16 protein-coding genes are annotated in these 13,864 nt (G+C 64.0%); all 16 read left to right on the forward strand.

Annotated features, from left to right (window positions below; all coding sequences use genetic code 11):
• The first annotated feature begins 43 nt into the window (after window positions 1–43).
• The 16 genes from V3B30_RS11455 to V3B30_RS11530 all read left to right on the forward strand — a co-directional run bounded on the left by V3B30_RS11455 (window position 44) and on the right by V3B30_RS11530 (window position 13,852).
• Window positions 44–373, forward strand: coding sequence for a hypothetical protein (locus V3B30_RS11455; RefSeq protein ID WP_157804587.1), 330 nt, complete (start codon window positions 44–46; stop codon window positions 371–373).
• The gene (locus V3B30_RS11460) at window positions 370–1,425 is read left to right on the forward strand and encodes an OmpA family protein (RefSeq protein ID WP_262083184.1); all 1,056 of its coding nucleotides are present in this window, start codon (window positions 370–372) and stop codon (window positions 1,423–1,425) included. Before V3B30_RS11455 ends, V3B30_RS11460 begins: the two co-directional genes overlap by 4 nt.
• A 540-nt stretch (window positions 1,426–1,965) precedes the next feature.
• Window positions 1,966–2,238 carry a hypothetical protein gene (locus V3B30_RS11465; protein WP_014036176.1) on the forward strand — a complete coding sequence of 91 codons (273 nt, stop codon included), beginning with the start codon at window positions 1,966–1,968 and terminating at the stop codon, window positions 2,236–2,238.
• A 190-nt stretch (window positions 2,239–2,428) separates the two neighbouring features.
• The gene (locus V3B30_RS11470; protein ID WP_262083183.1) at window positions 2,429–3,880 is read left to right on the forward strand and encodes a pilus assembly protein TadG-related protein; all 1,452 of its coding nucleotides are present in this window, start codon (window positions 2,429–2,431) and stop codon (window positions 3,878–3,880) included.
• On the forward strand, window positions 3,877–4,662 hold the full coding sequence (locus V3B30_RS11475; protein ID WP_262083182.1) for a hypothetical protein: 786 nt from the start codon (window positions 3,877–3,879) through the stop codon (window positions 4,660–4,662). Before V3B30_RS11470 ends, V3B30_RS11475 begins: the two co-directional genes overlap by 4 nt.
• Window positions 4,663–4,677: 15 nt before the next feature.
• Window positions 4,678–5,493: a hypothetical protein gene (locus V3B30_RS11480; RefSeq protein WP_014036173.1), complete on the forward strand. Its 816-nt coding sequence runs from the start codon at window positions 4,678–4,680 to the stop codon at window positions 5,491–5,493.
• On the forward strand, window positions 5,477–6,145 hold the full coding sequence (locus V3B30_RS11485) for a hypothetical protein (protein ID WP_262083181.1): 669 nt from the start codon (window positions 5,477–5,479) through the stop codon (window positions 6,143–6,145). Before V3B30_RS11480 ends, V3B30_RS11485 begins: the two co-directional genes overlap by 17 nt.
• 10 nt (window positions 6,146–6,155) lie before the next feature.
• A complete protein-coding gene (locus V3B30_RS11490; RefSeq protein ID WP_014646171.1) occupies window positions 6,156–6,341 on the forward strand; it encodes a hypothetical protein in 186 nt (61 codons plus the stop codon).
• Window positions 6,338–7,132, forward strand: coding sequence for a Flp pilus assembly protein CpaB (gene cpaB / locus V3B30_RS11495; RefSeq protein ID WP_014036170.1), 795 nt, complete (start codon window positions 6,338–6,340; stop codon window positions 7,130–7,132). Before V3B30_RS11490 ends, cpaB begins: the two co-directional genes overlap by 4 nt.
• Complete coding sequence (locus tag V3B30_RS11500; RefSeq protein ID WP_262083180.1) at window positions 7,119–8,615, forward strand: pilus assembly protein N-terminal domain-containing protein; 1,497 nt, start codon at window positions 7,119–7,121, stop codon at window positions 8,613–8,615. Before cpaB ends, V3B30_RS11500 begins: the two co-directional genes overlap by 14 nt.
• Before the next feature lie 13 nt (window positions 8,616–8,628).
• Window positions 8,629–10,359 carry an ATPase, T2SS/T4P/T4SS family gene (locus tag V3B30_RS11505; RefSeq protein WP_262083179.1) on the forward strand — a complete coding sequence of 577 codons (1,731 nt, stop codon included), beginning with the start codon at window positions 8,629–8,631 and terminating at the stop codon, window positions 10,357–10,359.
• Window positions 10,352–11,206, forward strand: a complete 855-nt coding sequence (locus V3B30_RS11510; protein WP_262083178.1) for a type II secretion system F family protein — start codon at window positions 10,352–10,354, stop codon at window positions 11,204–11,206. Before V3B30_RS11505 ends, V3B30_RS11510 begins: the two co-directional genes overlap by 8 nt.
• Window positions 11,203–12,093, forward strand: a complete 891-nt coding sequence (locus V3B30_RS11515; RefSeq protein WP_014036166.1) for a type II secretion system F family protein — start codon at window positions 11,203–11,205, stop codon at window positions 12,091–12,093. Before V3B30_RS11510 ends, V3B30_RS11515 begins: the two co-directional genes overlap by 4 nt.
• Before the next feature lie 10 nt (window positions 12,094–12,103).
• The gene (locus tag V3B30_RS11520; protein WP_262083177.1) at window positions 12,104–12,487 is read left to right on the forward strand and encodes a DUF192 domain-containing protein; all 384 of its coding nucleotides are present in this window, start codon (window positions 12,104–12,106) and stop codon (window positions 12,485–12,487) included.
• Complete coding sequence (locus V3B30_RS11525) at window positions 12,484–13,170, forward strand: TadE family protein (protein WP_262083176.1); 687 nt, start codon at window positions 12,484–12,486, stop codon at window positions 13,168–13,170. Before V3B30_RS11520 ends, V3B30_RS11525 begins: the two co-directional genes overlap by 4 nt.
• 1 nt (window position 13,171) lies before the next feature.
• Complete coding sequence (locus V3B30_RS11530; RefSeq protein ID WP_262083175.1) at window positions 13,172–13,852, forward strand: hypothetical protein; 681 nt, start codon at window positions 13,172–13,174, stop codon at window positions 13,850–13,852.
• Window positions 13,853–13,864: the final 12 nt, after the last annotated feature.

A 13,864-nucleotide genomic window follows, 5' to 3' on the forward strand; every position in this document is an offset into this window, starting at 1 on the left:
CCCGCCAACGGGCCGGATGAGGAACATCAACATGCGGTATTTCATGACGAAGCTAGTGATCACCTCCGCCTTGCTGATCGGCAGCGGCACCGCAGTCGCACAAGGCGGCGGTGCGGCGCAGTTCGGCGCATTGGGAGGCACGCATGCAGGCAACGCCCTGGCGTGCGGTGCAACCCCGGAACAGGCGGCCAAGCTGCGCGCAAGCCACAAGGCGCAGGCAAAAACCGTGTTCGGTACCGAAGCAGGCTTCGACCAGGCGTATGACACGGCCGAAGCACAGACGCAGAAGAAGATCACCGATGCCTGGAAGAAGGGCCAGTACAAGCCCACCAGCGAAGTCTGCAACGAACTGATGAAGCAGGTGCGTTCATGATGCAGACGCACGGATCGACGATGTCCGCGGTGCGCGCGAGCCTGTTGGCCGCCAGCCTGGTGCTCGCACTGGGCGCCTGCAAGCGCGCTGGCGAAGCTCCCGCAGAGGGCGGCGCTTCATCGGCCGCGCCATCCAGTGCCGCCGCGGGATCATCGCCCGAGGCTCCACCGGCCACGAATGGAAACGGGAAAGCCTCTGCTTTCAACGTTGCCGACCTTCCGGTATCCCAGGCGACCATTGGCAGCTTCCCCTATCTCGGGCTGCCGCAGGGCTACGCCAGCCAGGACGTCGTGGACAGCGAATTCGATCGCGTACCGTTCTGGACCGGTGATCGCGTGGAATGGATCGAAGGCAAGATTCACTCTTCGGTACTGCAGAGCAGCGGCGATCACCCTTACTCGCAACTTGAGCTCAGCCGCAATGTGCAGAGCCTGGTCGAGGCCCTGGGTGGCAAGCGTATTTTCTCCGGCACCATTCCCGCCGATGCATCACGCGACATCGGCAACAGCAAGGCTGCGACCACCTATGTCGGCGGCATCGGCGATATCTACAACGAACCCGCAGAAACCTATGTCATCCATCGCGAAGATCGTGACATCTGGATTCACCTGGGTTCGGGTGGAAACGCCGGCGGTCTGCTCGTCGCAGAGACAAAGCCGGTGCAGATCACGGCCAAGGTCATTGAAGCCGACAACCTGAAGCAGGCACTGGACAGCAGTGGGAAGGTATCCATCCAGGTGAACTTCGCAACCGACGCCGCCGAGATCCTGCCGAATTCGGAACCACAGATCGCGCAGGTCACGCAGCTGCTGCAGGCCGATCCGAAGCTTCGTCTTTCCGTGGAAGGACACACTGACAACAGCGGCAGCCAATCGCACAACCAGACGCTTTCGCAGGCGCGCGCGGAGTCGGTACGCAATCGTCTTGTCGGCAGCGGAATCGCTGCTGATCGCCTGGGCGCGAAAGGCTTTGGGCAAAGCCAGCCGGTCGCCGACAATACGACCGAAGAAGGGCGTCGCGCCAATCGTCGCGTGGAACTGGTCAAGCGCTGATATCACGACGACTTTAATGCGCTGCAACCATCCGGAAAAAAGCACATGCCCTGCATGTGCTTTTTTCTTTTCCGCAGTGCGCGACCATCCACTTCATCTCGAATCCCGCAGAGTAAAAAGCATTCGGATCTGTTATTCGATTCGAGTGGGGAACGGGTCCTGCATGCATCACAGGAAGCGCGCCAATATTTCGACACACCAACCACCTGCGTGACATAAATGTGTCAATCAGATGTTAATTTCTTCAATGAAAATCGGTGCATCTAGCTCAAAATTGACGCACTAATGTGCAGACAATTGTTAATTTGCAATACGCATCACATTTTCAAATATTTCATTGCATATCGGAAAAACCTGACTTGTAACGTCAATTTTCTGTCGATAGGCTTGGCCCCGTTCTCGAACGAGCGACAAATTTTCGACGAACCAGGGTGTGAGCTTCCTGTCTTTACCTCGCCCTGCCATTAATCAGGATCCCCCAGCGGACACGCCGAATATCCCGCACACCCGGGAGGATTCCTGCCATCAAGGAGGAAATACATGGAACGCAGCCGTCGTCACATCCGTTTTTCCCGTAAGCAGGCCGGTCAGGGCATGACCGAGTACATCATCATCACCGCGCTGATCGCCATTGCCGCGATCGGAGCCGTCACCTTCTTCGGAGGCACGGTTCGCAGCCAGGTGGCAGGCATGTCGAAAGAACTTTCCGGCCAGAGCGCGACGCAGTCGATCAACCGCGCCAAGAACCAGGCCAACAGCGCCCAGCAGGAAGCTGACAAGACCAAGGGCATGGACGCGTACAAGAACAAGTAATACCCCAGCCCTGGCGGCATGAAGCCGCCAGGGCCCTCCCAGCATAATCTCCCTGCGCGCACCGCACGCGGCGCGCGACGGGCAGCCATGGCCTCCGGCCCAGGAATTCGTTATGCGCAGCGCATTGGCTTTGGCACGAAGCCGTGCGGCCCGGGGCGTTTCCAGCCACCGAACGGTCGCCGGCCAAGCAATGGTTCTCGGGCTGGCACTCATTCTGGTTCTGTGCATCGGGATTGTCCTGCTGTTCAACACAGGGCAGGTGGTGAACAAGAAGGTTGAGCTGGTCAATGCGGCCGACGCCGCGGCCTACAGCGTTGCAATCCAGCAGGCGCGCGCACTTAACTACGCGGCCTACATGAACCGTGCCCGCGTTGCCAACGAAGTGGCCGTGGCGCAGACGATCAGCCTCTATTCGTGGCTGAACCAGATGCACACGACCTCGATCGTCATCCGCACCACGCTGGATGTGCTCTCCGCCATTCCCTACATCGGCGTGGTGTTCAAGGCACTGGCAACCGCCTTCAAGGTCGCCGAACGCATTCTCAAGGTCACCCGCCAGGCGTTCCAGCCTGTCGCGCAGGCGGCCATCATCGCAATCGACAAACTCAACATGATGTTCGCCGCCTCGGTGCAGCTCGTCATTGAAGGCGTATCGCGCCTGGACAGCTACACCATCGCCAAGGATGTGCTGCAGCGGAACTCACCGCAGGCACAGCTGGGCACCATAGGAACCGCGGTGCTTGGCACGCAACTGGCCACCGCCGAGAACCGGCTGCTGCAACGCTACAACATTCCCCGCACCGCCAACGGTGGCTCGGCCACGCAGCGCCAGGGCGCCGATCGCTTCCGCAATGTCGTCATGCAGTCCCGCGATGGCTTCAGCAAGAGCCGCAGCGATGATTTCCTCGGCTTCCTGGTGCAGTCCGGCGGCACCGACATGGTCGACTACAACCGATGGGCCGCGCTGGACACCATGGCCGTCGAGCTTCCACTGCCATGGCCGCTTTCCGATATTGACATTCCGGTCGGCTGGGGTGGCGCGCAGGCCGTGGAAAGCTATCGCAACCAGCGCTTCCTCAATGGCTTCGGCAACGGCAACGGCTGGTACTCGGACTGGGACCGTCGCCGCTACCGCCCGTATGGCGAAGCGGTGCGCCGCAATCGTGGCGCGGCGTGGATTGTCGACCGCAGCCAGGATGCCAACGTGCGCTTCGCCAATGGCCAGCATCGCAAGGCCTTCTTCACCGGCTACAACGGCCTGCGCGACTATCACGACGTCAAGGCCGGGCAGGCACTGCAGCCCTACGCCGAGAATGATCGTGACCGCGACAAGGTCGGCCCGGTCTTCACGATCTATGCAGAGACCAGCGGTGCCAGTGCGCGCACCACGTCCGGCGCCGGCATTGGCGCCCCGGCCGGCTCGCAGATGGAACTGCCGGACAAGATGGCCAACAACAAGATTGCCGCACTCTCCTCCGCGCAGGTGTTCTTCGACCGTCCGGTGCAACTGCGCATGTTCAGCCGCGATGACCGCAAGCGTGAAACCGGAAACCTGTTCAGTCCTTACTGGCAGGCACGACTGGTCAAGACCGATGCCACCACCAAGGCTGCCCTGGCGGCAGCCGGAGCCTTGATGCCATGACGTTTGCTGTTTTCAATCGCCTGCACCTGTCGATCGCCACTCTGCTCATCAGCGGGTGTGGCAGCGCGGCGGACAACGGCGAGCCTGCCGCTGCCAGGAACATGCCGGGCATCCATCTTGACCAGATTGCCGAAACCCTGGTGGATGGACGCAACGCGGCGCGTGCCAGCTACCAGCAGGCACTGAGCGACTGCCAGGCGGCAGGACTGCCGACCCGCGCGCTGGATGACGCCGATGTCGCCCGCCTGGGAACCGTCCGTTACGAAGCTTGGCTTTCCAGCAACGAGGAAGTGTTCCGTACCCGCGAGTGGCGTCTGCTCAACGATGGCCCGGCGACCAGCTGCCAGTTCCGGCTGGAGGCCACCGGCCTGCAGGAGACCCAGAGCGCCGCCGGCGTGGAGCAGGTCGACCTGGCAACGGGAGAGCGCAGCCAGTCCCCTGCCGACAGCGACGGGCTCACCCGCTTTGCCGCCGAAGCCGACGAAGGCGCCGCCTCGCCGGGCTTCCAGCGCGCGGGCAACCGCAGGGTCGCCGGCCAACCGTGCAACGCGTGGAAGGACGAGAACGGACGGTTCAGCCAGTGCGTGTGGTCGGCCGGTGCCAGCTGGGGCTTCACCCCCGGTGCGCTGAACGACTACCGGCCGAGCCGCTACGCCATTGTCCTGGAGCAGGAACCCCTGGACGGCAATGGCACCCGCCTGACCACGCAGCGCATGACGGTGGGCCAACCCTTTGAACGCGGCGACCTCGAGGTACCGCGCGAACCGTCCTCCCAACGATGACCTGCTGAGGTAGCCATGGACAGGGAACGCCCATTCCGCGGCGCGCGTCGCCAGCGCGGCCAGAGTCTCACCGAAGTCGCCGTGCTCTGCGCCGTGTTGGTGCCGATTTTCCTGCTGATCCCGATCCTCGCCAAGTACATCCACGCCCGCCAGGCCACCCAGCAGGCCGCGCGCGCGATCGCGTGGGAAGCCACCGTATCGCCGGACTACAAGCTGCCGGCCAGCGGACGCCAGCGCGATCTTGCCGTCGACCGCTACTTCGGGCGTGCCAACGACCCCATCGTCAGCCAGGCCCAGACCGGCGCACGCGATGCCGCCGTCGGCGACGTACTGATGAACACCTTCTCCAACCAGCCGCTGGTGCGGCGCGGTGACCTCGCCCTGGTTTCCTACACCAGCACGTCGGCAGGCGGCATGATGAAGAAGATCGGCGACGTGACCTCGATGTTCGGTTCGTTCCCGCCCAACCGCAACGGCCTGACCCAGGCCCAGCTGCGGTTGGATGTGCAGGATCTGAAAAGTGCCAACGGCAGTGCGGCCGCCTACCTGGAACCTTTCGATTCGCTGGGCCTGAAGCTGCAGGCCACCCATGTGGTGCTGGCAGACCCCTGGAATGCCGCCGGTTCCGGGCTCAAGGTCAACTCGTCACGCTCGGTCATTGCTCAGGTCAAGCCGTTGGTGCCATCCCAGCACATGGCGGGCATCGCCAAGGCCTTTGACGGCCTCTCCGGCATCCCGATGATCGGGACGCTGAGCAGGCTTGATCCCGGTTACATCGCACCCGACGTGGTGCCTGTCGACAAGTTGCCCGCCTATGCGCCGTCGCGTTGACCTGCTGGCGGCACTGGCCGCGCTGCTGCTCGCCTGGCCCGCGTTGGCCGCGTCCTGGCCCGACATTCCCGAGCCCGAGGGTGCCCAGAGCGAGTGGGTCGCCAAGGACATGCTCTACAACGGCCTGCCCATGCGCATCTCGCGCTTCACGTCCTCATTGCCGGTGTCGTCCATCGTCGGTTTCTACAACCGGGAATGGCCCGGGCAGACCGTGATCAACGAGGTCGGTGGCAAGACCGTGATCGGCCATGCGCACGGCGAGCACTACGTGACCGTCGAGGTATCGGCCAAGGGCAGTGGCAGCCAGTCGCAGATCGGCATTACACGCCTGCTCAAGCGCAAGCCCGATGCCGCGGCAGGCGCTGATTTTCCGAAGCCGTCCGGCACCCAGGTGATCAATGACATCTCCTACCTGGACACGCCCGGGCGCAGCCTGTCCATGGAAAGCACGCTGTCTCCGTTCCAGACCGATGCCTTCTACGCCAGCCGCCTTCCCGCGGACGGCTGGCGCCGCAGTTCCGGCCCTGCCGGGTGCTCGATGATCGCGCTGCAGTGCGTGGTCCGCTACAGCAAGGGCAACCAGGAAATGACCATGACCTTCAACCGGCACGAGCAGGGAACCTCGATTGTCGTCAACCAGTCGCAGCACTGAGACCACCGCCATGAGAAAACGCATTCCACCGTCCCTACGCCGCCAGCGCGGGGCCGCACTGATCGAGTACGCCGTGGTCGCTTCCGTCGGTGTCCTGGTCCTGGTCGCCGAGCCGAACATCGTGCTCGAGCTGATCGATTCACTGCGCAAGGCGTACCAGGGATTCACCTACATGCTGTCGATGGGAGTCGTATGAAGGCGCTCCCGCTGAAAGCCAACCGCAACGTCGTCTTCATCATCATCGCCCTCGCCCTTGGCCTGTTCGCGGCCCTGGTCGCCGTGCGCTACGTGCAGAAGGCAGTGAACGAACGCGCCGCACCGCCGGTGGAAATGGTGCCGGTAGCCGTGCCCAAGACCGACATGGAACCAGGCAGCATCGTCACCGTTGCCGACCTTGCAGTGCGCGAGGTCCCCGCCGACCTGCCGCCTGCCGATGCGATCACGCCCGACAACGTGTCCGAGTACAGCGGACGCATGCTGCGTGCACCGATCCGCGAAGGCGCACCGTTGGGTGCCAGTGCACTGGTACCACTGTACGACCAGTTCTCACGCGTGATCGCCAAGGGCAACGTGGGCTACACCCTCCAGGTGGACGAGACGAACTCGATCTCCGGCATGATCGCTCCCGGGGACCATGTCGACATCCTGCTGACCGTCGAGCAGGAACAAACCGGTGCGCGGGTGCTGCCGCTGCTTGAGGACATCAACGTGCTGGCGACCGGCAACCGCGTCGGTGAAACGCCGGCCTCGGAAGATCAGCAAGGCTATTCGAACATCACCCTGGAACTGACACCGGCGCAGGCGCAGCGACTCACGGTCGCTGCCAAGGCGGGTTCGATGCGGGTGATGCTTCGCCAGGTGGAGGATCGTGGTGCGTTCGGCCTCAGTGGCATGACGCAGAGGGAACTGCTCGGCAACGGCACGCAGGGTCGTGCTGGCGTGCAATTCATCATTGGGGGCAAAGGGTCGACGAATGCACAGCAATAATGGAATCCGCAGCCTCATCGCCGCCACTGCGGCCATCGCTGTTGCCGCCGCACCACTGCTGGCCGTGGCACAGACCACCGGCACCCAGCTGACCCCGGTACCGGTCATGGCCGCACCGCGCCCTGCCGTCCAGGCACCGCCGCAGGCAAGCGCCAACCATGCACCGGTGCCGGGGGGGCAGAGCGCTTTCCCGTCGCCGGTTCCCGATCCGGCCTATCGCACCAACGCTTCGGCGATGCCTGCCGTGCCGCTGCCCACCCGCGCCCGGATCTATGCCGGCCAGGCCGCGGTCTACACGTTGCCCAGCGGGCTCAAGCGCGTGGCCGTCGGTAGCGGCGAGATGCTCGAGGTCACCAACGTCGGCCCACGTGACCTGATCATGATGGGCATGAAGGCCGGCTCCACCACGGTTCACCTGTGGCTGCAGAACGGCAAGCAGCTGCAGGTGCAGGTGGACATCTCCGAGAACGATGCGGTCAGCCTGGCCGAAACCATCCGCACCCTGCTGGCCGATGTGGAGAAGATCAATGTGCATGCCGTTGCCGACCGCGTGGTCATCACCGGACAGGACATCAATCCGGGCATCGGCAGCCGCATCGACGCGATCCAGAAGATCTACCCGACAGTGTTGAACTTCACTACCGCCGACCCGGTGGGCATGCGCCCGATGGTGCAGATGGACGTGAAGATCATGGAGTTCGACACCAATGCTTTGGAAGAACTCGGCATCCAGTGGGACAACGTCATCCGCGGCCCGGTGGCGGGCATCGTCAAGGATTTCACCAACAACAACTACTACCGCATCAACCCCGAACAGAGCCCGGCCAACGGCGTGCTGTTGCCGAACAAGCTGCAGGGAACCCAGGCCTTCTTCGGCATCGCCACGCAGATCGGCTCGGCGATCAACCTGATGATGAACAAGGGCAAGGCGTTCCTGCTGGCCTCGCCTCAACTCAGTGCCCGCAGCGGCGGGCAGGCGAAGTTCCTGGCCGGCGGCGAAGTGCCGATCCCGGTTCCGCAGGGCTTCGGCCAGGTCACGGTCGACTACAAGGAATACGGCATCAAGCTCGACATCGAGCCACTGGTCAACTTCAACGAGGACATCTCCACCCGCATCCTGGCCGAAGTCAGCCGTGTCGACCCGACGGTGACCGTGCAGGGCGTGCCGGGCTTCACCACCCGTCGCACCGAGTCGGAAATCAACGTCCACGCCGGGGAAACCATCGTCATCTCCGGGCTGATCGACTCCAGCGCGCAGCAGGATGCCAAGCGCCTGCCGCTGCTGGGCGACATCCCGATCCTCGGAAAGCTGTTCCGCTCCGATGGCTTCCGCGGCAACCGTACCGAGCTGGTGATGTTCGTTACTCCGCGCGTGGTGACGCCGGGTTCGCAGGAAAACCTCGATGGCCTGGAGCGTGCGCGACAGATCCAGGAGCGCGGTCAGCAGGCCATGCCGCGCCGGAACAAAGATTTCGTGCAGTAACCGGAGCCGGCGCATGTTCAACATCCTCATCGACACACCCAACCGCGACCAGCGCCGTGTCCGCTGCCTGCACCGTGAATGCGGGATCGGCCGCGGCGACGGCAACCTGGTGGTGCTGCAGGGTTGGAGCATCGCCCAACGCCATGCGGCGCTGAAGCGCGAGGACCAGGGCATCTTCATCGAGAGCCTGGGAGGCCGCTCGCCGGTACTGGTGAATGGTGAACAGGTCAAAGGCAGCCGTGGCCCGCTCACCAGCCGTGACCGCGTGCAGATCGGTGACTACCTGCTGCAGGTGGTGGACGACGACCCTCCGGCCGAACCCACGGCCGACGCCGGTAGTTTCAATGCGGGCGCGGCCAACGATGCGCCGGTGGATTCCACGCAGGTGCCGGTGCCGGCTCCGGGACCGGCGCAGCCATCCAGCGAACGCCAGCTGGCGCGGCCGGAGCAGTTGCCGCCGGACATGGCTGTCTATCGTGCAAAGCTGCATGCCTCGCTGGTCAAGCAGATGGACCTGCGCCGGCTCGATGTGCGGAGCATGGACGATGAGTCGCTGCGCAATGCCACGATCAAGCTGATCGATGAAGTGATGCAACGGGAGTTCTCCGAGCTGCCGAAGACCATCAACCCGCGCAGGCTGGCCAAGGAGGTGCTCGACGAGGCCATCGGCCTGGGCCCGCTGGAAGACCTGATCGACGATGCGACGGTGACGGAAATCATGGTCAACGCGCACGACCAGATCTTCATTGAACGTGCGGGCCGTATCGAGCAGTCCCCCATTGTCTTCACCAGCGACCGCGCGGTGCTGTCGGCCATCGAGCGCATCGTGACGCCGCTCGGTCGTCGCATCGACGAAAGCTCGCCCATGGTCGATGCGCGGCTGAAGGATGGCTCGCGCGTCAACGCCATCATTCCACCGGTGGCGTTGCGCGGCCCGAGCATCAGCATCCGAAAGTTCGCCAAGCGCAAGCTGGAAGGAAAGGACCTGCTCACGTTCGGTTCGCTCAGCCAGCCGATGCTGGAATTCCTGATCGTTGCGGTGCGCGAACGGCGCAACATCGTCGTTACCGGCGGCACCGGCTCCGGCAAGACCACCCTGCTCAACATCCTGTCCAACTTCATTCCCGATACCGATCGCATCGTCACCATCGAGGACGCGGCCGAACTGAAGCTCGTCCAGCCCAACCTGGTCGCCCTGGAAGCACGCCCTCCCAACATGGAAGGCAAGGGCCACATTTCCATCCGCGACCTGGTGCGCAACGCGCTGCGCATGCGCCCGGACCGCATCGTGGTTGGTGAGTGCCGCGGCGGTGAAGCACTGGACATGCTGCAGGCCATGAACACCGGCCACGAAGGATCGCTGACCACCGCCCATGCCAACAATCCACGCGAGGCCCTGTCGCGCCTGGAAGTAATGGTCATGATGTCCGGCATGGAACTGCCGATGACGGTGGTGCGCGAGCAGATCTCGTCGGCAGTGGACCTGATCGTGCACCAGAAGCGCTTTCCCTGCGGTTCGCGCAAGGTCAGCCACATCACCGAGCTGACCGGCATGGAAAGCGGCACCATCCAGCTGCAGGATGTATTCCTGTTCAAGGCACGTTCCAGCGCTGGACGCGATGGCAAGGTGGTGGGCGAGTTCGTCGCGACCGGTGCAGTGCCGGAGTTCTATGAAGAGCTTGCCGAGCGCGGCGTCGCGGTCGACCTGGACATCTTCCGCACCGGGGGACGGCGGAATGAGTGACATCCTCCTGATCGCCCTGCTGTGTTTTGCCTGCGTGACAGGCTCGGTACTGCTGCTGGCGCGTGCCAGCTCCGGCTTCATGGACCGCTACCGCGCCAACTTCATGGACCAGGCGCGGGTCAATCTGGCCGACATGTTCCTGTTCGTCGATCCGCGTGTGCTGTTCAGGACCAATGTCCTGATGCTGCTGGCGATTCCGGTGGTGCTATGGATCGTCACCGGCGGCAACCTGCTGCTGCCGATCCTGGCCCTGGTGCTACTGGCGGTGGCGCCGCGCAAGATCTACCTGTGGCTGAAGCAGCGCCGCCTCGACCAGATCCAGCAGCAGTTGCCGGATGGCCTGCTGATGCTGGCCGGCAGCCTCAAGGCCGGCGTCGGCTTCAATCCCGCACTGGAGGCACTGGCCCATGATGGCCTGCCCCCGCTGGCGCAGGAGCTGGCACTGGTGCTGCGCGAACAGCACATGGGCGTGCGCACGGAGGAGGCGCTGGACAACTTCGCCGCCCGCGTGCCCATCGCCGATGTGAAGCTGTTCGTTGCCGCCGTCAGCATTTCGCGCGAGGTCGGTGGCAATCTCGCCGAAAGCCTGTCCACGCTCGCCGAAACGCTGCGGCGCAAACTCATCATGGAAGGCAAGGTCAAGGCACTCACCGCGCAGGGACGCCTGCAGGGCATCGTCATGGCGATGCTGCCAGCCGGCCTGGTCGGCTTCCTCGTGCTGTTCTATCCAGAAACGATGAACCCCATGTTCCACACTTTCATCGGCTGGTGCGTGATGGGCCTGATCGGGGTACTGGAATACCTTGGCTACCGCATGTGCCGCAAAATCATGACGATCGACATATGAACGCCCTGCTCATCCTGGTCGCACTGCTTGCCGCTGCCGCTGTTGGGCTGCTTGCATTCGCGCTGCGCGGACTGGTGCAGTCGGTCGAGGTGGACCAGCGCAACTACCAGGATCCGCTGCCGCTGCTGCTGCGCATCCTGTGGCCCTTGATCACGGTCGCTACGCGCCTGGCCGGGCCGCGCCTATCCTCGGCGCAGCTGGAGCGCGCGCACCGCAGCCTGCAGTCGGCCGGCCAGGATTTCGTGCTGTCACCGGAAGAACTGTATGGCGCACGCATCGTTTCCGCCGCCGTTGCCAGTACCTTCCTGCTGCTCACCATCATCCTGCTGGGCAGGTTCGGAGTCGGCTCGGTGCTGATGGCCCTGGCGTTCGGCGCACCGTTCGGCTGGATGTATCCCACGCTGTGGCTGGGCGAACGGCGGAAGGCGCGCTCCAAGCACGTGATCCGCGACCTGCCCATCTTCCTCGACTTCATCACCATGGCCGTCGAAGCGGGCCTGAACATCACAGGCGCGATCGAACAGTCCGTCGACAAGGGGCCACCCGGACCGCTGTCACAGGAGTTCTCGCGCATGCTGCGCGATCTGCGTGCGGGCCTTCCGCGCGCCGAAGCGCTGCGACGCATGTCCGATCGCGCCGACATTTCCCAGTTGACCAGCTTCACCAGTGCCTTGATCCAGGCCGACCGGGTGGGTGCAAGCCTGAGTGACACGCTGCGCTCGCAGGCCATGCAACGCCGCGAAGAGCGCTTCCTTCGCGCCGAGAAGCTTGCCCTGGAAGCACCGGTAAAGATGATGCTGCCGCTGGTGCTGTTCTTCTTCCCGCTGATCTTCGTCGTCCTGGCCTACTTCATCTTCCTGCAGATGAAGCAGCAGGGAATCCTGTGAGCCCCCGCACATGAGAACCGGCGCCCTGATCCGCGACCGTCAGCAGTTGCTCAGCTGCGTCTGGCACGCCGATCGCTGGCACCAGCGGCTGCGCGGCCTGCTGTTGCGCGCGCCACTCCAACCCGGGCAGGGCCTGCTGATCACCCCCTGCTCGAGCGTACACACGCTGGCCATGGGGTATCCGCTCGACCTGTTGTTCCTGGACCGCGATCAGCGCGCCGTTGGCTGGCGCGAGGCCGTGCGCCCCTGGCGTGGTGCCTGGTGTCGCGGTGCCTACTCCACGCTGGAAATGCCGGTGGACAGCCTCAGGCATATCGCTCCGGTGCTGGGCGAAACGTTCCACTGGTGCCCTTCTCCGCCTGCGGCACCGCCATCCACGAGGGCGCTGCAATGAAGCACATCCGCTCATCCATCCACCGCCAGCGGGGACAATCGCTGCTTGAATTCTGCATCGTGGTTCCGGCCTTCATCTTCCTCATCCTGGTCATCTTCCAGTTCGTCCTGATCTATCGCGCCAAGTCGCTGCTGGATTTCGCCACACTGCAGGCCGCGCGTGCCGGTGCGGTCAGTGGTGTCAATCATTCGGAGATGCGCAGTGCACTGGAAATGGCGATGGCTCCCTTGTACGCAACCTCGCCGGATGCCGCCGGTGCCGTCGCCGCCCGCGCCAAGGTCGCCCTGCTGTGGAAGAACCCGTTGCTGTCGCCGAAGATCGAGGTCATTTCGCCCAGCCGCGCGGCGTACAACGAGTTCCGCGAGCGCCAGTTCGATGGACGCTATGCATTGCCGAACGACAATCTTGCGTTCCGCGATGCACGCGTCGGCAGCAGCCGTGTCAGCGTGCAGGACGCCAACATCCTCAAGATCAAGGTCACCTATCCGATGCCCCTGATCGTTCCGTTTGCCGACCGGGTGATCGCCGGTCTTTCAGATCTGGTCAGCGAAGGCGACAGTTTCCGCCCGGCCTCGATGCTGATCGAGGACCCGATCACCGGCCATCGCCGCATGCCGATCGAGTCCTATGCAATCGTCCGCATGCAGAGTCCCGTGCATGACAGCAACAACCTGGCGCGCTGACATGCGGATGCGGCTGGCCGGTCTGTTGCTGGCAGCCACCTGGGCCGTCGCCGCGCAATCCACGGAGACTGCTGACAGCGAACCTCCACAGGCGCGATTGCTGGCGCGCGCCTATGGTCTGGGCCCACTCGGTCCAAGCTCCCCTGGCGGTGAGGTCGAGGTCGAGATCCGCTTGCGCGGCCCTGCCATCCGCATTGATTTCCGAGGCAGCAATGCGCCCGATGCATGGCTGACGACCCAGGGCCAGCGCGGCCGGGCATGGCTGGTGAGCGAGCGCGGCAACTACACGCTGCCGGTCGCGGACTCCAGCGGTCCCTACTGGTACGATCCCGCCGCCCCATGCCATACGATCGGCGGGCGCTGCTCACCCGCACCCGGCGAGTTCATCCTGGGCCGCCTCGCTGCCGGCTGGCGCTATGACAATGCGCGTGGCCCTGATGGCACCACCTCCGGCACGTTGTGGATCGATACCCGTACCGGCCTGCTGCTGGGCTACCGGGGCCGCACCGGCAACCAGCGTACCGAGCGCGGCCTGCGTGTTACCGAGGTTGCTTTCGATGAAGTGCCATCGAGCCTGTTCGACCCGCCCGCAGGGTTGCGTCGACGCACGCAGGATGCGGCTGAGCGGTCTGCGCGGCACAGCGGCGCCATGGATCAGCACTCACTCCCGCCGCACCGGTAGATCCACGCAGCG

Source organism: Stenotrophomonas sp. SMYL41 (assembly GCF_036319965.1).
Classification (GTDB): Bacteria; Pseudomonadota; Gammaproteobacteria; order Xanthomonadales; family Xanthomonadaceae; genus Stenotrophomonas; species Stenotrophomonas maltophilia_R.

Bases quoted from the DNA above. Each gene is read 5' to 3' on its own strand.
- V3B30_RS11455 (WP_157804587.1), top strand. From the start codon at position 44: ATGACGAAGCTAGTGATCACCTCCGCCTTGCTGATCGGCAGCGGCACC.
- V3B30_RS11460 (WP_262083184.1), top strand. From the start codon at position 370: ATGATGCAGACGCACGGATCGACGATGTCCGCGGTGCGCGCGAGCCTG.
- V3B30_RS11465 (WP_014036176.1), top strand. From the start codon at position 1,966: ATGGAACGCAGCCGTCGTCACATCCGTTTTTCCCGTAAGCAGGCCGGT.
- V3B30_RS11470 (WP_262083183.1), top strand. From the start codon at position 2,429: ATGGTTCTCGGGCTGGCACTCATTCTGGTTCTGTGCATCGGGATTGTC.
- V3B30_RS11475 (WP_262083182.1), top strand. From the start codon at position 3,877: ATGACGTTTGCTGTTTTCAATCGCCTGCACCTGTCGATCGCCACTCTG.
- V3B30_RS11480 (WP_014036173.1), top strand. From the start codon at position 4,678: ATGGACAGGGAACGCCCATTCCGCGGCGCGCGTCGCCAGCGCGGCCAG.
- V3B30_RS11485 (WP_262083181.1), top strand. From the start codon at position 5,477: ATGCGCCGTCGCGTTGACCTGCTGGCGGCACTGGCCGCGCTGCTGCTC.
- V3B30_RS11490 (WP_014646171.1), top strand. From the start codon at position 6,156: ATGAGAAAACGCATTCCACCGTCCCTACGCCGCCAGCGCGGGGCCGCA.
- cpaB (WP_014036170.1), top strand. From the start codon at position 6,338: ATGAAGGCGCTCCCGCTGAAAGCCAACCGCAACGTCGTCTTCATCATC.
- V3B30_RS11500 (WP_262083180.1), top strand. From the start codon at position 7,119: ATGCACAGCAATAATGGAATCCGCAGCCTCATCGCCGCCACTGCGGCC.
- V3B30_RS11505 (WP_262083179.1), top strand. From the start codon at position 8,629: ATGTTCAACATCCTCATCGACACACCCAACCGCGACCAGCGCCGTGTC.
- V3B30_RS11510 (WP_262083178.1), top strand. From the start codon at position 10,352: ATGAGTGACATCCTCCTGATCGCCCTGCTGTGTTTTGCCTGCGTGACA.
- V3B30_RS11515 (WP_014036166.1), top strand. From the start codon at position 11,203: ATGAACGCCCTGCTCATCCTGGTCGCACTGCTTGCCGCTGCCGCTGTT.
- V3B30_RS11520 (WP_262083177.1), top strand. From the start codon at position 12,104: ATGAGAACCGGCGCCCTGATCCGCGACCGTCAGCAGTTGCTCAGCTGC.
- V3B30_RS11525 (WP_262083176.1), top strand. From the start codon at position 12,484: ATGAAGCACATCCGCTCATCCATCCACCGCCAGCGGGGACAATCGCTG.
- V3B30_RS11530 (WP_262083175.1), top strand. From the start codon at position 13,172: ATGCGGATGCGGCTGGCCGGTCTGTTGCTGGCAGCCACCTGGGCCGTC.